This is a genomic window from Weizmannia agrestimuris (genome assembly GCF_943193165.1).
In the GTDB taxonomy this organism is placed as follows: Bacteria; Bacillota; Bacilli; order Bacillales; family Bacillaceae_C; genus Weizmannia; species Weizmannia faecalis.
Genome location: NZ_CALPDC010000038.1, coordinates 1 through 22,188 on the forward strand (window position 1 = coordinate 1; position 22,188 = coordinate 22,188).

Consider the following 22,188-nt stretch of genomic DNA (forward strand, 5'->3'; position numbering starts at 1 on the left):
CAATTATCTGGAGGCTTAGTTCAGTATTGCCATTTTTACGACATAGAGCCAACAAAATTTCCAATTCACTTGTTTTTTAACCCTTGACATCACACCGTAGGACTTTTGTTAACCTTTTTCATCTTAATCATCTTATTCCGATATGTCAAGTGAGGTATTTGGCGGCGGAATTTATGTCCCATTGGTTACTCGTCCGTTTCAATCTGTTCTTTTCTGTCATTTAATATATTGAAAAAAGAATGGGAGGTGAACAGATTGGAAAAACGGCGAAAAAAGACACCAGTCGTCCCTTGGATGCACGATCACTATGGTGAGGAAACAGCGGGCAATACCAGCACAAGCAACAATGCTGTACAGCCGGAATACCGTTACGAAAATACTGGCAATATGAATAACGCTGGCAATATGAACAACACTGGCAATCAATCCAATCGTACCAACAACACGGTATTTTGCGAACCGAAGTATGTTTATAAGGACACTTACGTTGAAAGAAACGTCACTTATGTGCATCCCATCATCCAAGTAAACAGGCAACATGTTGTAAACGTTCCGCGCCATGTTTATCAAAGATATGAACAGAACATTACGGTAGATCCGGGTATTCCGGATGAATGTGATCATTGTGATGAGTAATGAAAAGAAACGCCCCGGTTAAAGCCGGGAATTTTTAAGCCGGATCCAATGGTTTCCGGCTTTCTTTTTTTAATAAGGGGAAGTGGCAGGCTGTTTACCGGGAATGGAGGTAAAGGGGAGATACATTGAAAAAAGATAAAAATACATTGATATTTAATAACTATTTATTGTAAAACGATAAATACTATGCTAAAATCAAAGCGACAATTCATCAGTGAGGTGTTTTTTTTATGAAACGGGGATCTACGCTCTTTTTACGGCTGGCAGTCATTTTGATTGGCATCCCAATTCTTGCTTTGTGCATCTTTGTGGTGCCGGAGATTGGAAAACTAGCAGCCCACCTGGTTCCGGATTTTGCGTTCATGGCATTTCTCGTGCTGCTTGTGATCTACGGGGCAACACTCCCTTTTTATTTTGCATTGTACCAGGCTTTCATACTCTTAGGTTTGATTGACAAAAACACTGCTTTTTCGGCAAGTTCCGTAACGGCTCTGAAAAAAATTAAATACTGTGCCGCAGCGATTGGCTTCTTATACGTGGCAGGCAGTCCGCTTTTTTATCTTATGGCGGATAGAGATGATGCCCCGGGAATTCTCGTCATTTGTTTCTTCATTATTTTTGCATCAGCGGTCATTACCGTCTTTGCCGCTGTGCTGCAAAGGCTTTTGCAGGAAGCGATTGAAATAAAAAATGAAAATGATTTAACGGTCTGAGGTGGAAAATATGGCGATCATCATCAATATTGATGTCATGCTGGCAAAAAGGAAAATGAGTGTGACGGAACTTTCGGAGCGGGTCGGCATAACCATGGCCAATCTGTCGATATTGAAAAACGGAAAAGCAAAGGCAATCCGGTTATCCACTTTGGACGCGATATGCAAAGCGTTGGAATGCCAGCCCGGCGATATTTTGGAATACCGGGAAACAATGGAGGAGTGACCATGGAGGCAACCGTTCAAAAGCATGTTCAGAAAAAAACGGCAAGGCTGCGAATGAAGCGGGCGCTCGTCCAACTTCTCTTATTTGCCCGGGAGCAGGCCCTGTCCTGTCTGTTTCCTGTTGTGATTTTTGCGTCATTGGCGCTGACAAAAATTGTGCCGCTCCCTTTTTTGCCGCGGTATGACTGGCTGCTTATCATTTGCCTTTTCACGCAATGGTGGATGGTGCATTCCCGGCTTGAAACAGTGGACGAATTAAAGGTCATTACATTGTTCCACCTGATCGGGCTTGCACTGGAAATTTTTAAAATTCATATGGGTTCCTGGTCTTATCCGGAAAAAGGGTATGTGAAAATTTTGGGTGTGCCGTTATACAGCGGATTCATGTACGCGAGCGTCGCAAGTTACATTTGCCAGGCGTGGCGGAGGCTTGAAATTAAGCTCGTAAACTGGCCGCCGTTTTTAATCGTGTTTCCGCTTGCTGCTGCCATTTACTTGAATTTCTTTACCCATCATTTTTGGATCGACATTCGCTGGTGGCTTTCCGCACTTGTTCTCGTTGTTTTTTGGAAATCCCGGGTTACATATGCGGTAAACGGCACCCGCTACAGCATGCCGGTTGCCTTCTCTTTTGTACTGATTGGCTTTTTCATCTGGATCGCTGAAAATATCGCAACATTTTTTGGCGCCTGGCAATATCCGGATCAGGCCCACGCCTGGAGCCCTGTCCACTTCGGCAAGGTAAGCTCCTGGCTCTTGCTTGTCATTGTCAGCTTTTTGATCGTGGCCACCTTGAAGCAGGTAAAAGGAAATAGGTCAGGCGGGGAAAAGACGGGGAAAGGTTGGGGAAATTGAAGCAGAAATTAATCAAAGGGATTTCAGGGACATTTTTTAGCCCCCGATCGCCGGCTGTGTTTAAACCATACAAACGTAAGCTGGATCATCTTTAAGCATTTACCTAAATTGTTAAATTTGTGATTCACATCCATCTCCAAAAACCATCATTTCTGCCGATATAAAATAGAAAGTAAAATAAAGGCAGAAAAGAGGTAAGAGAACATGCAATTAACCGTCTCCCGCAAATTATTTTTGGTATTTGGATCTATCTTGTCACTATTGATCATTGTCTCAGCCGGTGCCTATATCGGGTTAAACAAGCTGGACAGCACGTATGCCAAACTGATCGGTGTTCAAACGAAAAACTTGGATTCCGCCAAAAATATAAAGATCAGTGTGAGGGAACAGTCAGCCGCAGTACGGGGGTATTTGCTGACCGGCGAACCGGCTTATTTAGATGACTATAAAGAGGCAACAAACAACTATAAAGCCCAAAGCAAAGCATTGCTGTGCCACTTGACCGACCCGTCAAACATCAGCAATGTAAAAGAGCAGCAAGCATTATTTAATCAGTACACAGCAATCTTAAATGAAGAAATTGCCTATAAACAAAATGGACAGGAGAAAAAGGCATTGCAGCTTGTATCCACTTCCGGGCGGCAAACAGGCAAGGAACTGGGCAATCAAACAGATGCGCTTGTGAAAGGGATCAACCACGTGCTGGATGTTGAAAAGCAAAAGACTGAAAAAACCGTGCATTTCCTTATTTTGCTGATCAGCAGTATCTCGGCCGTTTCCATTTTGATCGGAATCGGGCTGCTCCTGCTGCTGAGCCGGGCAATCTCAAGGCCGGTGCGGGTTGTCTCCGAAGCCATAAAAAACATTGCGGAAGGCCGTTTGAATATAGAAAAAGTGGATGTGAAAAATAAGGACGAGCTCGGGCAAATGGCCGGCTTATTAAATGAAATGATTTCAGATTTAAGAAATATCATCAGCCAGGTCAGCGAAGCTTCTGAACAGGTTTCAGCAAGCAGCCAGGAGCTGGCAGCGAGTGCCGAACAAAGCAGCCAGGTTTCTGAGCATATTGCCGAGGTCACCCAGGAGGCAGCTGAAAAGACGGATCACGAAATGGTCCAAATCCAGCAAGTAACAGCAACCGTTGAACAAATGTCACTGGAATTGCACAAAATCGCCGGGAACAGCGAAGACATGGAAAAAGCGGTTGAAATTGCAAATACGCTGACAAAAGAAGGGGACAAGGCCGTTTCAAATGTTCAAAACCAAATGAATCATATCGAAAAAACAGTTGCCAATGCCTCTGACATTATCCGCAGCCTGGAGAAAAGGTCTGAGGAAATCAGCCGGATTATGGGAATTATTACGTCCATTGCAGAGCAGACGAATTTGCTGGCTTTAAACGCAACGATTGAAGCGGCAAGAGCCGGGGAACATGGTCAGGGATTTGCGGTGGTGGCAAATGAAGTCAGAAAGCTGGCAGAGGAGTCCAAAAAATCGGCGGATGAAATACGGACGATGGTTTCCAATATCCAATCGGAAATGACACATGCAGTCAAAGCGATGGAAGAAGGCCATCATCAGGTCAATACGGGGCTAAAAGAATCTTCGGATGCCGGCGCTGCGTTTATCAAAATCTCTGAATCGATGGAAAATGTGTTGGGAAAAGTGCAGGAAGTGGCAGCTTCGGTTGAGTCATTGAATGACCAAGGCGCCCAAATTACAAAAACGCTGGAAGAACTGGCGGTTATTTCCACCAAGACCGCTGAAGCCAACCAGGAAAGCAGTGCAGCAACCGAGGAGCAGCTGGCAACGATGGAAGAAATCTCGTCCCTCTCTAACGCGCTTGCACATTTGGCTCAGGACCTGCAAGATGGCATCCAGCATTTTAAATTATAATATGCCAGACCGCACCATGAACCCCTTTAAAAGATAAAAGACGGGAACCTTTCTGCGGCAAAGGGGCAACTCCTTCTTAAGTAAAATCGAAAAAGGCTGCACCAAAAGTCTGAACGCCACAAGAACTTGGGAAAAGTTATCCAGACCTGTGGAAATAATTGTGTATAAACATGCGAATTTTATTCTTTTTCCCTAAATTCAGGATGATAAACATGTTTCATGGCATCATAATAAAAATTTTTGGAGCCATAAAATCCGCGCAGGCTCTCAGCACCCCGTAGTTATCCGTGATGGGATTGTAAAAAATTTCCTGATTACACACGTTTCGAAGCCGGCATCCTATGCATGAGACGAAAGCAAAGGAGCCTGGAAATGCCAAATACTGGAGAAAACCAAACAAACGAGCAACAATACAAAATACCGGAAGCGGTCCGAAAAAGCCAAAACCATTTCAAAACCGGCCACGCTCCGAGCACCGGCCTCGAAACAGCCGGCGAAAACACGCCAAATAAGAGCACGAAATAGCTTCAAAAAACAGCCTCAAAAAATGGGGCTGTTTTTGCAGAAAAGACCCTTCTCCGTGTTTGAAATCAGGAAGGGAATCAGGCGGCCCATGCTGCATCGCTTTTTATAGAAAAGGGCATCGGAAAAGAAAATAACAAATGATTGCTGTATATAAAATGAACAACATTTCGCATCTTTGTTGCCTAATGGAAAAAGGAGTCATCAGTCAACGCCCGGACTTGATGTAAAAACTGAAGTTCATTTTATATCGCCTTCATTAAAATCAGGAGTGATAAAAAATGAAACGAAAACACCAAGTAACATTATTGTCATTAGTCACTGCAATCGGCATTGCTTTACTGCCATTTGCCATCGTAAAACGTTCCTTTAAGGATTGGATCATTGTTTATCTTGTCAGTGCTGCAGGAAATTTGCTTGCTGACACCTATCTGGTAAAGAAAGGGTTTATTCAATACAAGATCCGGCCATTTCCTGATAAATTTAAGATCCACTTGCCCTTTGATCTCGTGCATTATCCATTGCTATTGCTTTACTACAATCAATGGGCGTTAAACAGCAGACCATTGAGCCAAATTTTTAAAGTGCTTCTGATTTCCCTCCCGCAAGTCATGATGGAAACCATCGCTGAGAAAAAAACGAACTTGATCACTTGGAGGAAAGGGTGGACATGGTATCATTCTTTTTTCAGTATGATGGGCAAATTTTTCATCTGCAGGCTCATCATTGCGTTTGTGAGGAAAATCAATAGGGAAAGGGTGTCTGTAACCTAACAGGCTGCCGAAGCTTTAACGGCAGCCTGTACTGTTTGGGTCTACGGGGCTTCCCCCGTGATTGTAAGACCGCTGATTGAGCACCCTATAAGTGAAGTTTGTGGCTGAGGATCGGCATGAGATAAGCGGGGGACATTCTGCATAACGATTCATGTGGATGGAAAAACCTCAACTCATTTTATATAGCTGAACCTGACGAATGTCATGCTTCTTTTCCACTCAACCATCTTTTCTTCAAATCTTCTATCAACAAATCGGCAAGGCCTTCCTGGTATCCTGCTTTTTTCTTTAACCGCATTTCATTTGCCACCAAAAGCAGTTCAGGGGATTGAACCGCATCCAGCTTGGAAAGCCGGGTGGATATATCCTCTTCCGACAGGGTCAAAAAGTATGCATCCGGATCCATCCGCCAAAATACCGTTTGCCCCGGGAAACGGCTGCTGAGGCGCTCTGCCATGACAACGCCTTCCGGATCGAGATCACCCGAATAATAAAAAGTACAGCCGTTTTTTGCAAGATGTTGCAGCATGATCCAGGCAGCAGTGCGGAACTGGCCATGCGTGCAAATCACAGGCGCATCGGACACTGCATCAAGCACAGCCGAAGCGACACCGGAATTCTCAATGATCCAAACCTTTTTTCCCGCTCGTGGCCAAATATTCGTTAGCTGCAATAATTCTTTCACTGGGACGTTCATGACCGTCCCAGTAGCTGCGGCTTCACGCCAGACCGGGTGCAGGCCGTTTTCGGTTTCCGCCAAAAATGCGCGGCATGTCACGAAACTCCATAAGTCATCCCGCATCAGCCCAGCATTTGCGTACAGTTCGTTCAATTCTTCCGTTGTTTTCGGCACTTCTTCGATCAGCCCTTTTAACCATTGGTCGGTGAACAAACAGTGGATAAAGAGCTTGCCCGCGAAACGGGTTTGATCAAAAAAATGCGGGTTCCCGGTAATACGCTGGGAATAAAACGGAATCCGTTCGTATTTCCCTTCTTCTGGAAGCATCGTGAAAGCTTTCCAAACCATTTTGAGCTGTGCGGACAACGTATCCGGGTCCTGCTTGTATGCATGCCAGATAAAACGCGTGTCAGCCGTTTTACTGGCAATCCGGCGCCACCACCCATTTCCGTCCGGCATCGTTTCCGTCAGCCGTGCCAAAAATTGTTCCTCTTTCTTTTTCTCAATTTCTTCCTCTTCCGCTTTGGAAAAAATTCTTTCCTTCAAAACCGCTTCAAGCAGTTCGACAAGGGTGTATTTTCCGAAAACAGTCGGTGCCAGCGCTTTTTCAAATGCCCGCAGCGAAATTTTGTTTTTCTCTCTGAGCAAATCAGGGGACGTGCCGGCCAGCCCGGCAATCGCCTCCAGTTCGGTGCGCGTAAAACCGGAAAGGCTGACTGTTCCCCCAATATGGCCGAGCGAACGGTATTTTTCTTTAAAAAGGTGGAACAGTTTCAGCATCCCCGGTTCCTTCCTTAACAGATCGATCGCATCCTTCATCATTTCAAACTCCTTTTCCCACGCCCTAACCGGATATCTTTTTGCCCGCTTTCAGGGACCATTTTACGCCGATTAAAAGAGACCGGAATGACTTCTGGCATCCCGGCTACGCACGGGTAGATGAACGCTTTTCAAAGCAGATCCGGGGTGGCGCCTGCCAATGATTCTTTCGGCTTCTCTACAATCGACCGTTTATGCCCATCCCACCGGTAACGGATCACTGTCACATAATTGGCGTTTTTCGGGCGGACAAGGTCACAGATGGCAAGACTGGATATGGTGTCATAATCACCCCAGAGCGCCTGCGAATTCATGATGTAATTGAATCCAAGCTGCTCGACGACTTCGAACATGTCACGGATATTGTTTTCATCTACCCCGGCAAACGCTTCGTCCAGCGAAATGATGTACGGCGCCATACTGCCTGCCTCCAAATAGCGCGAATAGGCTGCTGTAAAGAGCGGAATGTACATGGCCATTGCCTTTTCTCCGCCACTGAATTTGAAAAACGCGGTATTGCTCAGTTCGCGTTTCGGCTCGCCGGCACGTTTGTATGACAGCACGAATTGGAACCATTTCCGGTAATCGAGCACTTCTTTTAAAACTTGATGGAGCGTCGACCCTTCATTGCGGATTTCAATCAGTTCTTTGGCAGCCGCAATCCGTGAGCGGAAATGTTTCGTAATCCGGTTCAAATCGTCCTCGTTTAAAAACTTGCTGTTGCGCTGCAGCAACGCGACAAGATCTTTTGTATCGAGCTCATCCTCGGACTCCGCCGTTTTTTCCTTCCAGGCAATCGAAAAAGTAAGTCCGGACGAATTATCCCGGTTTCTCATGATCGCATCCATTTCTTTTACCCACTTGGCTGCCCGCTGGATCCGGTTCCGCAAAATGACGCCAACCGTATTGACGATAATATCTTCGTACAGCCTTCTGTCCTGCTCATCCAAATAACTTTGCAAGTTTAAAAGTTCTTTTTCAAGAGACTCGAGTACCGTATACGGGCTCACCCTGCGGCCGCGGTATTCCATCTGGATGAGGCGGCGGCCCCGCAAGCCTTCCCATTCCTTTTTGAACGTTTCGTAATAGTCATCGAGTTTTTCAGCGAACCAATCCGGCGGGTCCGCTTCTTTTGTAAACTCAGACATGCGGTATTCTGTTAAATTTGACTGTTCGTTGAAAAAAACTTTTGTCAAGTTTTCATTTAATTTTGCGCGGTCATACTTTTCCAGCACACCAGAAAACGCCGTCAAAATGCTTTCCGGTTCTGTGTGCTCGCTCTCCACGAAGCCGAGGGAAAGTTCTGCTTTTACGAGTTTCTCCCATTCCGCCGCCATATTTGTCCAAAACGTGGTACGCGTTTTGGCAAGAGACAAATTGGTGGTGCATTTTTCTAGTTCTGCTTCTTTTTTCGGCTTTTCTTCGTAGATCTCCCTGATTTTTTCCTCCGTACTGGTATATTCGTGTTGGACTGCCTGAATCCGGGCGCGAACCTCATCAATCCCCTGCAATTTCAGCTGCTGCTCAATCGCTTCAATATTTGCCACCGTTTTCTCCCATTCTGACCGGCGGATGTTCTCTTCACCGCGAATTTCATCGAGTTCCTGCTCTTTTTCAAGGATATCCGCAGCAAGACGCGCAAGCATTTTGCGCCCGGAAAACAAACGTTGAAAAATGAGCTCCAGGCTGTGAAGATGTTCTTCATAACTTTTCGCAGCTGCTAGTGCTTCATCGAGCGGACCGCTTTGAAGGACAAGGTTCAAGCCGGCTCCTTGCTCATGCAGCTGTAGCCGGATGTTTTGCAAATGCTGGTATACTTGTTTCCAATCGCGGTCAATTTCTGTCAGAAATTCCTGTTCCTGTTTCAGGCTGCGCGCTGTTTTTTCAATCTGTTCTTCAAGGTCGCGTAAATCTTTGTCATCTGGAATGCCCGCTTTCCAATCTTCTGCTTCTTGTACTTTCCTAGCCCATTCCGAAAGGCGGTTTTCGATTTGCAAAAGGGCTAGGCGGATTTCAGCAATCGTTTGCTCTGTTTCTTTTATTTTTTCCTGCTGGTACCGTTTCCGGGATGTTCTGCCGATGAATTTGGAAGGTCCTTCATCCGGAGCATGGCCAACAAGGCAGCCGACTGAAAAAGAGCCATCCGCATCAATGTGAAAGCCGCTGTCCGACGGTTCAAGCGGAATGCTGCGCAACACTTCGTCAATGCGTGCGGCTGATACCGGGCTGCCATTATCCGGATCCGGCTTTAAGTAATCGGCAAGTGTGTAGCCGAGAATGTGCGGATTTGGACGGATAACCCGGTCGTGCACAGGTGTAACCGGTTCTTCCGTAATCAGGCTGTCCAAAATTCCCGTCTGCCGGAGTGCCGCTTCAATTCTGGCTTTTTGGGCTTCGGTCACATGATCCTGGAATTCCACCGCGGCATAAAAGGGGAGATAGCGTTTCCCTGCTCCATCGAGACCGGCGCGGAAAGCTTCCGTATCCTGAGGGCGCTCCGGATTGGCAAGTTTCAAGTTTTTCCAATACATAAGTGTTTCTTCGGCTTCAGCCAATTCCTGTTCTTTTGCCTTTTGCGCCTGCTCCGCGCGGGAAATTTCCTTCTGCACTTGCAAAATATAATCGTTTGCCGCCTTCACAATTTCTTCCCTGACCGCTTCATAACGGTTTTCTTCATAGAGCCCGTCCAGCGCGCCGGCAATGCGCCGGAGTCGTTCGTCTGTAAAGGGGAGGGCCGGATGCTGTTCAATCCATAAAAACACGGCATCTTCCAGTTCTTGTTTTTGTTCGGTAAACCAGTTCTCCAAATGGTCAAGTTGTTTACGGAGTTCGTCAATTTCCTGCTTTTTGGCAGATGACTGGCGCTGCAATTTCATATGCATCTCGTGAAGCCGCTCCGCTTCTCCGGCCAGTTGCTGCAACTTTTGCAAAAGTCCGCTGTGCTGTTTGATTTCCTGTTTCCAAACAGAAAAATCAAAAGCTTCCCCTTCATGCCGAGAAAAGTCTCCGGCATTGATCTCGTGCTGGGGGAAAGCCGCTTCTCCGGCATCCAGTGCAAGTTCATCCAGCGTCTCCTGCATGCTGGCTTCATCCTTGCTGTTTTCTGTTTCCAACCGGTCCTGTTCCAAGCGGATGTTTAAAAGCTGGCTTTTCTTTAATTCCCACTTTTTCTCCAGATCTGCTGCTTCACTTTTTAGCTTTTCAGCCCTGGCCTGTTGCTCTCCTTTTTCTTTTTCAAGGCGCCATACCTCATGGTGCTGCAGCCGTTCCTGTTCCGCTTTTAAAACGTCGCGTTTCTGTTCGTTCTGTTTTTGATCTTCTGTCAGGTTTTCAATCACTCCGCGCAGGGATTCACAGCGAACTGCTAACGTACCGGCCTCCTGCTTTGCTTCCTGCAGCCTGCTTTCGGCCTCCTGCCATTTTTGGGCGCGTTCTGCCAAAATATATTGATTGTAAAGATCGTATTGGCGCACCAGTTTTTTTGCCGATTCGTGCTCTCTTTCAAGCTGTTCAAGCTGCTGCTCCGTTTCGTCCATGCTTTCAATCGTGTCGGACAAATGGCGAAGCTCGTCATCTGTCAAAGGTGGTAACGCAGACTCGAGAATTTCATAGATGACCGTCGGCTTGAAATCCTTTGACAATTTCGGGCTTCTGAGCTGAATCAAAAGCTTGATCAAATCTTCAAAAGCTTCCATCGACTGGAAACCAAAAATATATTTGTTCACCAGTTCCATATATTCTTTCTGCGAATGGACAAGATGCCCCCCAGACCCGATTCGGTTTTCAAGCTCTTTTGCAGACAACGGAATCCGTTCCGATTGGCGGGTGTGTGTCAATTCAAAATTGTAGCCGATCCTGCGGTTGTCAGTCAGGACAAAATACCATGATTTTAAAGTTTTGTGCCGCTTTGCCTGCATGCCGATCCCCGTTGTGATATACTGCTTTGTCCCTTGCTTTCGATATTCCAGAAACAAGTAGCCGGTCCGCTCGTCATGGCCGGACACTTCTTTTTCCCCAAGCAGATAATCTTCCATTTTCCTTGCTTTTGAGCCGAATGGATCAAGCCGATCAGGCGTCTTTTTCCCATCCAGCAAAACCGGCAAAATGCTTTGCATCGTCACCGATTTCCCTGAACCGTTTGTGCCGCGCAACAACAGCTTTCCGTCTGCAAATTCAAAAACTTCATCGTCATAATACCAAAAATTTAACAAGCCGGCGCGGTTCATCACCCATTTTCCTTCTGTCACGGTTCCTCATCCCCTTTCTCAAAATCAGCCGGATACTCGCCTGCAAGCACGCCCAACAGCGGTTTTATCCGGATCAGTCCCGCTGCTTCATCCGTTTCCGCCATCATCCATTCTTTCATCATTTCGAGCAATTCCGCACATACCGCTTTTGTACCGGCATCTCGAAAATGTTTCGACCACCCGCGTTCAAGGCGGGTGCGCATATCGTCTATCACCGCTTCCAACTCGCCTTCCGTAAGCAAAATTTCCCCCGCTTCATTGGGGACATATTTTTCCGGATGGTCGTGTAGCGTCTTAGACAACTGCAGCATCAGATCCGTGGAACCTTTTGCATTCGGGTAAACATGATGGTAACTCCGCGGTTCTGCGGCAGATAAAAATGCAGTGTTTTTGAAAACATGGAGTTTATAATGGCTGTGTTCTTCAATGTCCTCCAAAAGCCGGTTGCGGAAATTGCGGATATAAAGAAAATCAGGGTCCTGCATATCTTTCCGGTGCAGGCCAGGTGAGAAAAACAATTTCCGATACACCCGCTTACGCCGTTCATCTTCCTGATTTTGTTTCCAGTCTTCTTCAAGGAGCCCGGTCCAGTCCGGATAACTTGTAAAATCATCCGGAAAGCTTCTTAGAAAATAGCGGCTGTAAACGGTCGCTTCATATAGGACTTCCTGGTCTTCGTAAGTGTCGAACCTAGAAATATCGCCGTCTATTGTGCGAATCAGACTGAATTCCATCAGAGCCTGGACTGCCCGGATGAGCGACTTCCGATGAAGATAAAGCGTCCAGTCCAGCTCATCTTCTACAGGATAATTGTTTTGGATTTCCTGGCACATTTCCGACAAGAGAAACTGTTCATCCACCGCTTTTCCTTCCAAAAAGGAGAGCGCACAGCAAAAAATTGCATAATCCATCGGCTCCTGAAAATGCAGGATGCCCATCCAGCTTTCCGGTTCCACCGGGATTTTTTCGAGTTTGATAAAATGCTGATGGATGATCAGCCTAAGGCCAAATTTCTCGCTGATGTAACGGCGCAGCACTTTTTCGCGTTCGCGGATGAGCTGGTACCAGTCCGGGTGCTCGGACCGCAAAATCCAATAATGATGGAATAACAAGTCCATTCCCTGCACCGCTTTTTCATCAAAAATTTGTAACGGATCCATCAGCGCTCTCCTCCTGATCGTTCAAATACGACATCCGGCATGATCAGTTTCCCGTCTTCTGCATCGAGTGTGATGAGATGATCCGGATTCATCGCAACTCTTACGGTCATCCCGTAATCCGTTTTTACCTCATGGTTTTTCGCTGCCATTGATTTTCCAATCCAGCCGAGCAGCACTTTCCGGACAAACGGTTCTACGGTTCCAATTTCTGCAAGGCGAATCTCTCCGTTTTTCATGTATTTTTCAATCAGCTGTTTTTCCTGTTCGCGCTCTTTTAAATAGGCGAGCCGCTGTTTTTCTTTCTGTTCATGATTAGATCGGAAAGCGCCCGGCTTTGTTTTCTCGCGGTACCGGTTCGTTCGCGGCTTGATTTGCCGCATCTCCGGCTGTTCTTCCCATGTCTCGGCATGAAGATTGTCCGTTGTCGCTTCCTCCAGGTGCAAATGCCTTACTGTCATCGTCCCGAACACGATCGATGACAATTGATGGGCCTCTTCAAGATTGCGGCATTCGGCAAACCATTTGGCCAGATGCAAATAATCTTTTTTCCGGCTCCGGAAATGTTGCTGGCGTTCACTGATCCGTTGTACATAACGGGCCATTCTCCGGATCATCTCATTTGTTTGCATCTGCAACATTTCCAATTCACTTTGGGAAGAGCTGCCCCCAAGAAACCACCGCCGCAAAGACCCCCAGTATTCGTGGAACTCTTCCAGCCATTCTTGTTCGGAAGCTGCCGTATCTTCCAATCGCGGAATTTGGCGCCTGTGTTCCACGAGTTTTTCAAAAAACGGTGCCAATCTTTGCCCATCCAGTTCACGCAGTCTTCCCCTGATTTGCAGGGAAGTTTTTTGCAACGATACGATAAAATCACGCAAATAAGCCGTAAATTGGTTTTTATATACGAGAAAGGCTTCCGTCTGCATCCGTTGTGACGTCTTTTCGCTGTTGATATAAGCGATGTAATCCGCCGTATTCGTCCGGATGGTCCCGAAAAAGTGAAAAATGTCATCCCAAATATGCATGTAATCGGCTGCAGGTTTATTCAATGGCTGTTCCAGTTCCTCTTCCAGTTTTTCCAAAGAGGCGAGTAGGCGGTCAAATTGCGAACGTTCGAGCGATCCTTGGAACTGGTCTCCCAATTTTTCAAGCTGGATCAGCATCCGCTCGATTTCTACCGTGTAAGGTGTGCACTGGTAGCGGAATCTTTTTTTCTTATATTCTTCGATTGTTTTGGCATTGGTCATATCCTGGCGAGCAACCAGATTATTCCATTTCACAAGCTGGGCCAACTGCTGGTGCAGCTGTTCTTCCGCATAATCCTGGAAGGCCGGGAGCGAACGCAGATATTCGAGCACTTCCTCCGGTGCAATAAAGTCGCGCATCCTTTCATGTTGTCGATAAAAGAAGCGCAAAATCACACGGTATTGGGCGGCCGAATCCGCCGTCAGATAACTCGCTTCGACAACTTTCTTCATGATCTGATCCATTTCGTTTCACCACATTTGCTTGTATTACTTCTATTGTATAAGATTCGCAGGAATTTTGGCATGGAAAATATGTTTTTGTGGTTTTTTATCCTGGACTTAAATATGGCTGCTGCCAGGTGCATAGCATGGGGGGAGGGGCAAGTACAAAAATGAAAAGCGGAATCTTTACCGGCAGCCTGTACTGTTCCCGCGCTCTACGTGAAGGAATCTGAAAAACGGCAAGCTGTCTTCACTTTTATCCAAAAAAGGAAGCGCATCCCAAAAACCAGCGGTATCTACAAAAATCAATAGAATGCTTCCGGAACCGGTGCGGGCTGAAATAGATAAATTGAACTCAATTTTACTGCTTCTTTATGTGTTACAAGAATCCATGTTTATCCTGATCGTAATGGATTTTGACGCGAAAAACTTAAGTTCAGTTTATATAGAAAGGCTGCCCGGCCATTACACCGGGCAGCCTGTTAAATCTGTTATGAGCCGGCCAGAGGAAATGTCATGCTCGGCATCCAATTTGGTACGAGCCGGCCAGAGGAAAATTGCCCCCGCAGCTCGGCCGTCACTTTAAACTTCTTTTGCTACGGCATGTTCATGCAACGCCCCGTACTGGCGGCGGTAACGGATGACAAAGTACAACAGGGTGAGGATTTCGGCAGCTGCGATATAAATCAGTAGGATGCCGGCGTTTTGCCACATCACGTCGAACTCTCCGCTGGAAACCACCGCTTTAAATCCGCGCACGCTGTAGGTCATCGGCAACAGCGGGTTAAACCACTGGATGAATTTCGGAATGACTTCCAATGGAAAAGTCCCCGCGCTGCTCGTCAGCTGCAGGATTAAGATAACAATGGCAAGGAATCTGCCAGGGTTTTGCAAAAACGTAACCAGAAATTGAATCAGCGCCATAAAGGTAAAGCTTGTTAATACCGAGAACAATAGAAACAATGGCACATTTTTTACATGAATGCCGACACCCGAAAGGATGATCACATCTGCAATGACCGATTGCAGGATGCTGACAATCAGGAGTACGCCCAATTTGCTGAAAAACCAGCTGATGCCGTTTTTCGGGATGCCTGCCGATTCAACGAGCGGGTAGACGATTGTCAAAATCAGTGCCCCGATAAAGAGCCCAAGGGATAAGAAGTACGGCGTAAAGCCGGTACCGTAATTCGGCACCCTGTCGTAATGCGTTGTATGAAGGTTGACCGGATCGGCCATCATGTTGTACGTTTTGTTATTTGCCTGGATCTTGCTTGCTGTGTTGGCAGCATCACCCAGTTTGTTTTTCAGTTCCGCCGTCCCGCTCTTTAATTGTTTTGTCCCGTCAGACAAACGACCGGAACCGCTGTTCAGCTCTTTTATGCCGGATGCAAGCTGCCCGGATCCGGATGTGAGCTGTCCAGTTCCAGATGCGAGCTGTCCGGTGCCGTTTGCAAGTTTTTCTGCGCCTGCTGTGAGCCGCGCTGAACCAGACTGCAGCTCGTTTGTGCCGGAAACGAGAGAACCGGTCCCGTTTTTCAATGCAAAAGAGCCGTTTACAAGCTGTGAAGAACCGGATTGCAGCCGGCCTGTGCCTTCTGCGAGCGCTGATGAACCGTCTGCCAGCTTTCCGGCGCCTGTGGCAAGGGTTCCCGCCCCGCTATTGATCTGTTTCAGGCCGCTTGCAAGTTTTTCTGCGCCTGTTTGAAGGCCGACTGCCCCGTCATTTGCTTTTTTCAAATTCGGGATAAACTGGTTCTGTAAACCGGCAGTATAGGTCTGTTCGCCGGCATTTAAAGCCGCAATCCCGTTATTTAAGTCCACGGCGCCTGCGTAAAGTTTGTGCAAGCTGCTTTTGACTGTTTCTTTCGAAGGATCCTTGTCATTTTCAATATTGGCGTTCAGCTCTGAAATGCCCGCTGTAAGCTGGTCAAAAGCCGGATTCGTTTGGTTTGAAATGCTTGCAGCAATCGCATCTTCAGAAGGAATCGCAGCTTGGGCTTTTTGTTTTATCTGGTTAAATGGCTCGCTTAACCCTGCGTTGATTTCGGCTTGCAATTTATCCCGCACGTTTTGTTTCCCGCTTTGAATACGATTTTCAGCCGCCTTCTTCATTTGTGCGATTTGCGCATCGGGCAGGTTTGCTTGTTTCCCCAATGTTTCCACAAGTTCGTCTGTTTGTTTAATTTGTTCTTCTGTCACTGAATCGGCAATTTGGGCAGCCATTGCGCTGCTGATTTGGGATTGCGCGGATGTTAGCCCGCTATTGATTTGCCCGATGCCGTTATTGAGCTCGGTGGAAACGCCTTTTGCGACTTTGCTCGGCAATTCCGTTTTCATTTGCGTAACGCCTGCATTGAGCCGTGATGTGCCTTGTAAAAGCTGTGCCGGAATGGCTGTTTCTGCTTTTTTCATCTTTGATGTGAGCTGACTGCTTCCCGATGCAAGATCGCCTGCGCCTTTTTGCAGTTTTGTAGCGCCAGACAATAAAGAATTGCTGGCCGTTGTCGAAAGCTGGTTCAGGCCGGTGCTTAAAGTGGATGTGCCGGCTGCCAGCTTTTCTGCGCCTGAAGCTGCGTCAGAAATGCCTTTTGTAAAAGTAATGGAACCGGATGCCAGCTTTTCCAGATTTGCTTTCAAAGCTTTTGCACCGGTATTGGCTTGAGCCGTCCCGTTGTTTAACGAAACTGCGCCGGCATAAAGCTGGACTGCCCCGCCATTCAATTTTTGCGCCCCGTTCCCGGCTTTTACGATGCCTGCCTGAAGAACGGGCATTCCTTTGTTTAAAGCGGCTGCGCCTGAATTTACTGCGAGCGCCCCGTTGTGTACTTTTGTGCTGCCATTTTGCAATGAAGCAGCTCCGGAAAGCAACCGCCCCGTCCCTTGTTTTAACACCGTGACGCCGTTATCAAGTTTAACAGCGCCCTCGTTAAGTTTTGCGGCCCCGGTACTTGCGGTTTTAAAGCCGCCCGCCATTTTTTCGGCCGTTTGAAAAACCGATTCCGCATATGTTTTTGAAATTTCGTCCGCCATTTTTTCTTTTACTTTCAGCATGGCCGTTTCGCCGATTTGGCTGGACAGGAAGTTGTAGCTGTCATTTGGCATGTACTGAAGTTGAAGTTTTTCCGGATTTTTGTCCAATAAAGTGGTGGCGCTTTTGGAGAAGTTTTCCGGAATTTTGATCACCATATAGTATTGGCGGCCGCGAAGCCCGTCCATTGCCCGCTGTTCCGATACAAAATGGAAATCAAAGCCGTCGCTTTTCTTTAAGTTCGAAACCAGATCTTTTCCGAGTGTGAGCTGCTGTCCATCCATTTTCGCCCCTTCGTCCTGGTTGACGACCGCAACCGGCAGCTGGTCCATTTTGGCATACGGATCTTTAAATGCCCAGAGAAACATGCCGGCATACAGGATCGGCGCCAGAATGACGGCGATGAGCGGAATCAGGACTTTCGGTTGGCGGATAATTTGTTTCAGTTCTTTTCCAAATAAAGTATAGCCATTCATTTTGAATGCCTCCGTAAATAGATGACTAAATTGGTCATCCGGTCATTTTAGGGTAAAAAAATAATGAAGAAAACGAAAAAACATGCTGTCATAGCGTTCTGCTTCCATGGCGTAGTTCAGCGCATCAGATGGAAATCCTTTGCAATTATGAGCACACATGGCTTTCTGCCGATAAACCTTTAAAAAAATACAGTTCAAACAGTTTTGAAATCTCTTCTTTCGACAGGGGAGGATGATTTTTCTCCCAGTCAAAAATCAGGGCAATATACATTTTAAACATAATAAATGCGGTTAGTTTTGGATCGCATGGATAAATGTCGCCCTTTTGCACCGCCTCCCCGATGTACTGGCTGATATAGTTCAGAATGGATTCTTCCACATGGTGGAGGGCATCCACTACTTCGGGTGTGCCAAGATTGACTTCTTCGTACAATTTGATGGCGAGCTGGTGCTTAAACCGGAACTCCAGCAATTGGTACAGCACGTGATGGACGTTTTCGTGAAAAGAATAACGCGCATCAATCGCTTCTTCGGCTGAATGTTTCATTTCGGCAATCAGGCTTTCCATAATATATTGGAGCAGTTCTTCTTTGTTTTTGAAAAAAGTATAAATCGTGCCTTTGCCGACGCCTGCCCTTCTTGCTACATGGTCCATCGTGGTCGCCTTGTAGCCAAATTCAGAAAAAGATTTCGCAGCTGCTTCCACAATCAGTTTTTTCCTGTCTGCCATTGCAACCCCCTCCCTTTTTTGACCAAATGAATGATCTGGTCAAGTAGTATATAAACGGCAAAAAAATAACGGTATGAATCCGCTTTCCGTTTTTAGTATACCAGATAGTGGCTAAACTTGCATGTGACAATTTTTTTAATTGCCGTTTTTTTGGCTCCCGGATAAATGGCCTTTTATGACAATTTATCCGGGGAACCAGGATTTTCGGGCTTGATTTACTTGAAAAACAACTTTTAATTTCGTCAAAATTGCCGGCGCCGGCTGGATTGAGGTTGTGTGATTTATTTGAAAAACAGCTTAGAAATCTCCGCTCGGTTAAAGTTTTACAAGCCGGTGTTGGTCTCCATTCGTTTGAAAGCAGCCTTTAATCCAAAAGGGGGCCGTCTGATGCCGGCAAATCCGGATCGATGACTTGGAACGGCCGCATCATATCGTAGTCTTCGTGTTCGAGAATATGGCAGTGCCACACGTAGTCGCCGGCATACGGGGAAAACCGCATCATAACGCGGGTGATCTGCCCGCCCGGTGCGGCAACGGTATCTTTAAAGCCGCGTTCGTTCGGTTCCGGCGGGGTGGCAGGGCCGGTGTATACGATTTGACCCGTTTCGTTATATAAATCTAAGTCAAATGGGCGGCGGTCCAAAATTTGAAACTGGATAAGATGGATATGGATCGGATGGGTAAAAGCCGTTGTATTGGCAAGCGACCAGATTTCGGTTGTGCCGAGCCTTGGTGTTTCCGTGACCGGATCCATCCATCTTTTTTTGTCCAGCAGCAACAGCGGGCGCCCGTATGAATCGGTTGCACCGGTTAGTTTTAAATGGCGGATGGCGCTTACGTTATGGCTGGAAGGAACCGGGATGGAAGATAAAGACCGCGGAATGCGGCTTGTGTCTTCTCCGGCAACCGGCAGCACAACTCTGAACTGCATCACATCGCCGGTTTGGTCGGCCGGATCGGCATTTGGACCGAGGTCATTTTTTAAAAGAATCGTCTGCCCAGCATATTCGGAAAAATCAAGGATCAAATCCGCCCGTTCTGCCGGTTCCAATGCCAGATTTTCAACTTGCACCGGCCGCCTGAGCAGCCCGCCGTCCGTACCGATCTGGTAAAAAGCCTGGCCGGAATCAAGGTATAACCGATAGGCCCGCGTGTTAGAGGCATTGACAATCCGGAACCGGTATTTTCGCGGTTCCACTTCCAAATAGGGCCAGACTTTACCATTTACAAGAATCGTGTCGCCGAGAAAAAACGGCACGACAGAGGGATCCGGTGTTTCGGGTCCCGGATTTTGCGGCTGGCGCGGATAAAAAAGAGATCCGTCATTGTTGAAAGTCCGGTCTGTAAGAAGCAGCGGAATTTCGTACTTGCCGGATGGCAGATGGAAAGCCTTTTCTTTTGGGTCGCGAATGATATACATGCCGGCCAGACCAGCATACACATTGAGGCGCGTAATGCCGATCGCATGGTCATGGTACCACAAAGTGGCGGGACGCTGGCTGTTTGTGTATTCATACACTTCTTTTTTAAAGTCCGGCCCGGTTTTGTTAAAATCGCGTGTAAACCAGGCTTCCGGATAGCCGTCGCTGTCCGGTTCAGTTTCCCCGCCGTGAAGATGCACAACAGTCCGCACTTCCGGAAAGTCTGTTCCCATCTCGTCTAAGATGGTGGTGTCCATCGGGAGGAAATGTCTTTGCGGCAAATGATTTGTCCATTTCACCCGTATCTTTTTCCCGTGTGGTACGTCAAAAAGCGGCCCGGGAAAGCTGCGGTTGTACCCCCATAATCTTGTCGGCCTTAAATCCCGGTGCAGCTTTTGCCAAAATTCTTCCATTGTGACTTCATAATATGCGATCCCGCCCTCTTCCCGCACCGGTCGGATTTTTTCCGCGAGCGGCAGGCGGTCAACAAACTTTTCTAAATTTGGGCTCAAACTCCCCACTCCCTCATCAATTGATGCCGTGCATTTCTAACAGAATATGAGCCATCAAGGCTTTTGGAAAGGGCGAATGGTACCGGAGGCGAAGATAACGTTTTTGCCTGAATTTGGCCGCCGTGTCAAAAGCATAGGCATGTTTGAAAAATGGTTGAGATGCGAGGGTATGTGTAAAATTTTACTCGAAGGAGCAAATGAATGGAAAAAAGGGAAGACACTCTATTATCTAAATGTACACAGCTAGATGAACATCTAGAGAGAGATCTTCCCATGGATATGATATCAATAATTGCTGGATGATTAAAGGGTACAAAGAGTCTTTATTGAATTTGAAGAACAGGTTAAAATTCTGATGCAGAAGGCTTTTACCCAATGAGTTGAAGACGTCAAAAAATTGAACGTTCACAGTAAAAAACATATAATAACCTATATTGGTTTCCGAGACAGTAAGAAAAGAAGGTGGCACAAATGAAAAAAATTTTGCTCTTGGCAACAGGCGGGACCATTGCTTCCGTCGAGGGGGACGAAGGGCTGAAACCCGGGCTTTCGGGAGAAGACTTGCTGAAATATTTTCAGCGTGCTGCTTTGTCTGCCGATGTCACCGCAAAGATATTAATGAACCGCGACAGCACAAACATGCAGCCGGAACATTGGGTGCAAATTGCTGAAGCAGTCGCGGAACATTACGAACAGTATGACGGCTTTTTGATTACACATGGAACGGATACATTGGGATACACATCGGCGGCCTTGTCGTATATGCTGCAGGGGCTGAATAAGCCGGTTGTACTGACGGGTTCACAGGTGCCGATCAGTTTTAAAAAGACGGATGCGAAGAAAAATCTTTTCAACGCCCTCCGGTTTGCTTGTGAGGAGATTGGCGGCGTTTTTGTCGTGTTTGACGGGCGCGTGATCATTGGCACAAGGGCGGTGAAAATGCGAACGAAAAGCTACGATGCGTTTGAAAGCATCAATCATCCGTATGTTGCTTATGTAACAGGGGACGAGGTGCACTATCATTGGAGGCCGTCACCCTCGGAGCAGCCGTTTCATATTGAGACAAGTCTGTCACCGGATGTCTTTCTCTTAAAATTGTACCCGGGCACAAAGCCGGAGATCTTTGATTTTTTAAAGGAACATTACCGCGGGGTGATCATTGAAAGTTTCGGGAACGGCGGGGTGCCGTTTGAAGGGCGCAACTTGCTGCCGAAAATCAAGGAATTGACCGATGCCGGGATTGCTGTTATGATTTCGACGCAATGCCTGGAAGAAGGGCATGATTTGTATTTGTATGAAGTCGGAAGAAAAGTCGCGCAATATCCGGTAATTGTTTCCGGGGATATGAATACGGAAGCAATTGTGCCGAAACTGATGTGGGCGCTGGGCAAAACGGACGATCCCGCTGAAGTGAAAAAGATCATCGAAACGCCGCTTGCTTATGATTTGTCACGGGATTGGGGGGGAAGCGCTCCGGAAAACGGCTGAAAGATTGCAATCGCCGCTTGCTTGGATTTGGCACGAGATTGGGAAAACGGTTGAAAGATTGCGGGAGGGGAAGTCTTTAGTTGAATGCATTTTAGCATCCCGCTGGAAAGCCCTTGTTCGCAGCGTTTTCCCGGCATTTTTTTGGCCCCAATTTTGTGCGGATTTTCACGTATCATCCCTCCACGCTCACTTTTGGCAAAATGGAGATTGCGCTTCACATAGAAGCGTTCTATGTGAAGGAAAGCCGAAAATTGGTGCTGCTTCCTTCACATAGAGTCGCTCTACGTTAAGCAAAGGCGAAAATTCGGACTGCTTCCTTAACATAGAAGCGTTCTATGTTAAGGAAAGACGAAAATTCGTGTAGCTTCCTTAACATAGAAGCGCTCTACGTTAAGGAAAGCCGAAAATTGGTGCCGCTTCCTTAACATAGAAGCGTTCTATGTTAAGGAAAGACGAAAATTCGTGTAGCTTCCTTAACATAGAGGCGCTCTACATTAAGCAAAGGCGAAAATTCGGACTGCTTCCTTAACATAGAG

The 22,188-nt window shown here is 46.9% G+C and carries 15 protein-coding genes; 8 read left to right on the forward strand and 7 right to left on the reverse strand.

Going from position 1 to position 22,188, the window contains the following annotated elements; all coding sequences use genetic code 11:
• Nucleotides 1-246: 246 nt before the first annotated feature.
• From NFR98_RS12460 to NFR98_RS12490, 7 genes are all read left to right on the forward strand, one after another.
• Nucleotides 247-636 (forward strand): hypothetical protein, encoded by a 390-nt coding sequence (locus NFR98_RS12460; RefSeq protein ID WP_230951698.1) that lies wholly within the window; start codon nucleotides 247-249, stop codon nucleotides 634-636.
• Nucleotides 637-866: 230 nt separating this feature from the next.
• Nucleotides 867-1,349: a DUF2975 domain-containing protein gene (locus tag NFR98_RS12465; protein WP_017550115.1), complete on the forward strand. Its 483-nt coding sequence runs from the start codon at nucleotides 867-869 to the stop codon at nucleotides 1,347-1,349.
• Nucleotides 1,350-1,359: 10 nt separating this feature from the next.
• Nucleotides 1,360-1,575: a helix-turn-helix domain-containing protein gene (locus tag NFR98_RS12470; RefSeq protein ID WP_014097288.1), complete on the forward strand. Its 216-nt coding sequence runs from the start codon at nucleotides 1,360-1,362 to the stop codon at nucleotides 1,573-1,575.
• 2 nt (nucleotides 1,576-1,577) lie between these two features.
• On the forward strand, nucleotides 1,578-2,429 hold the full coding sequence (locus NFR98_RS12475) for a DUF817 domain-containing protein (protein WP_017550116.1): 852 nt from the start codon (nucleotides 1,578-1,580) through the stop codon (nucleotides 2,427-2,429).
• A gap of 204 nt (nucleotides 2,430-2,633) precedes the next feature.
• Complete coding sequence (locus NFR98_RS12480; RefSeq protein WP_061086484.1) at nucleotides 2,634-4,325, forward strand: methyl-accepting chemotaxis protein; 1,692 nt, start codon at nucleotides 2,634-2,636, stop codon at nucleotides 4,323-4,325.
• Between the two features lie 372 nt (nucleotides 4,326-4,697).
• Nucleotides 4,698-4,850, forward strand: a complete 153-nt coding sequence (locus NFR98_RS12485) for a hypothetical protein (RefSeq protein WP_014097291.1) — start codon at nucleotides 4,698-4,700, stop codon at nucleotides 4,848-4,850.
• Between the two features lie 278 nt (nucleotides 4,851-5,128).
• Nucleotides 5,129-5,620 (forward strand): CBO0543 family protein, encoded by a 492-nt coding sequence (locus tag NFR98_RS12490; protein WP_017550117.1) that lies wholly within the window; start codon nucleotides 5,129-5,131, stop codon nucleotides 5,618-5,620.
• A 202-nt stretch (nucleotides 5,621-5,822) separates the two neighbouring features.
• Here NFR98_RS12490 and NFR98_RS12495 read toward each other — a convergent pair whose 3' ends face one another.
• From NFR98_RS12495 to NFR98_RS12525, 7 genes are all read right to left on the reverse strand, one after another.
• Nucleotides 5,823-7,118, reverse strand: coding sequence for a TIGR02679 family protein (locus NFR98_RS12495; protein ID WP_017550118.1), 1,296 nt, complete (start codon nucleotides 7,116-7,118; stop codon nucleotides 5,823-5,825).
• Between the two features lie 131 nt (nucleotides 7,119-7,249).
• Nucleotides 7,250-11,344: a TIGR02680 family protein gene (locus NFR98_RS12500; RefSeq protein ID WP_061577211.1), complete on the reverse strand. Its 4,095-nt coding sequence runs from the start codon at nucleotides 11,342-11,344 to the stop codon at nucleotides 7,250-7,252.
• 17 nt (nucleotides 11,345-11,361) lie between these two features.
• Nucleotides 11,362-12,525, reverse strand: coding sequence for a TIGR02678 family protein (locus tag NFR98_RS12505; protein WP_014097295.1), 1,164 nt, complete (start codon nucleotides 12,523-12,525; stop codon nucleotides 11,362-11,364).
• Nucleotides 12,525-14,015, reverse strand: coding sequence for a TIGR02677 family protein (locus NFR98_RS12510; protein WP_035183778.1), 1,491 nt, complete (start codon nucleotides 14,013-14,015; stop codon nucleotides 12,525-12,527). Before NFR98_RS12510 ends, NFR98_RS12505 begins: the two co-directional genes overlap by 1 nt.
• Before the next feature lie 561 nt (nucleotides 14,016-14,576).
• Nucleotides 14,577-17,501: a YhgE/Pip domain-containing protein gene (locus NFR98_RS12515; RefSeq protein ID WP_035183783.1), complete on the reverse strand. Its 2,925-nt coding sequence runs from the start codon at nucleotides 17,499-17,501 to the stop codon at nucleotides 14,577-14,579.
• Between the two features lie 145 nt (nucleotides 17,502-17,646).
• Nucleotides 17,647-18,231 carry a TetR/AcrR family transcriptional regulator gene (locus NFR98_RS12520; protein ID WP_017550125.1) on the reverse strand — a complete coding sequence of 195 codons (585 nt, stop codon included), beginning with the start codon at nucleotides 18,229-18,231 and terminating at the stop codon, nucleotides 17,647-17,649.
• A 364-nt stretch (nucleotides 18,232-18,595) separates the two neighbouring features.
• Nucleotides 18,596-20,164 (reverse strand): multicopper oxidase family protein, encoded by a 1,569-nt coding sequence (locus NFR98_RS12525; protein WP_014097300.1) that lies wholly within the window; start codon nucleotides 20,162-20,164, stop codon nucleotides 18,596-18,598.
• A gap of 471 nt (nucleotides 20,165-20,635) precedes the next feature.
• Between NFR98_RS12525 and NFR98_RS12530 the strand changes: the two genes are divergently transcribed.
• The gene (locus NFR98_RS12530) at nucleotides 20,636-21,652 is read left to right on the forward strand and encodes an asparaginase (RefSeq protein WP_035183786.1); all 1,017 of its coding nucleotides are present in this window, start codon (nucleotides 20,636-20,638) and stop codon (nucleotides 21,650-21,652) included.
• Nucleotides 21,653-22,188 lie beyond the last annotated feature (536 nt).

Coding starts and splice junctions, on each gene's coding strand:
- NFR98_RS12530 (WP_035183786.1), top strand. CDS start 20,636: ATGAAAAAAATTTTGCTCTTGGCAACAGGCGGGACCATTGCTTCCGTC.
- NFR98_RS12490 (WP_017550117.1), top strand. CDS start 5,129: ATGAAACGAAAACACCAAGTAACATTATTGTCATTAGTCACTGCAATC.
- NFR98_RS12520 (WP_017550125.1), bottom strand. CDS start 18,231: ATGGCAGACAGGAAAAAACTGATTGTGGAAGCAGCTGCGAAATCTTTT.
- NFR98_RS12515 (WP_035183783.1), bottom strand. CDS start 17,501: ATGAATGGCTATACTTTATTTGGAAAAGAACTGAAACAAATTATCCGC.
- NFR98_RS12465 (WP_017550115.1), top strand. CDS start 867: ATGAAACGGGGATCTACGCTCTTTTTACGGCTGGCAGTCATTTTGATT.
- NFR98_RS12480 (WP_061086484.1), top strand. CDS start 2,634: ATGCAATTAACCGTCTCCCGCAAATTATTTTTGGTATTTGGATCTATC.
- NFR98_RS12485 (WP_014097291.1), top strand. CDS start 4,698: ATGCCAAATACTGGAGAAAACCAAACAAACGAGCAACAATACAAAATA.
- NFR98_RS12475 (WP_017550116.1), top strand. CDS start 1,578: ATGGAGGCAACCGTTCAAAAGCATGTTCAGAAAAAAACGGCAAGGCTG.
- NFR98_RS12510 (WP_035183778.1), bottom strand. CDS start 14,015: ATGGATCAGATCATGAAGAAAGTTGTCGAAGCGAGTTATCTGACGGCG.
- NFR98_RS12500 (WP_061577211.1), bottom strand. CDS start 11,344: ATGAACCGCGCCGGCTTGTTAAATTTTTGGTATTATGACGATGAAGTT.
- NFR98_RS12470 (WP_014097288.1), top strand. CDS start 1,360: ATGGCGATCATCATCAATATTGATGTCATGCTGGCAAAAAGGAAAATG.
- NFR98_RS12505 (WP_014097295.1), bottom strand. CDS start 12,525: ATGGATCCGTTACAAATTTTTGATGAAAAAGCGGTGCAGGGAATGGAC.
- NFR98_RS12495 (WP_017550118.1), bottom strand. CDS start 7,118: ATGAAGGATGCGATCGATCTGTTAAGGAAGGAACCGGGGATGCTGAAA.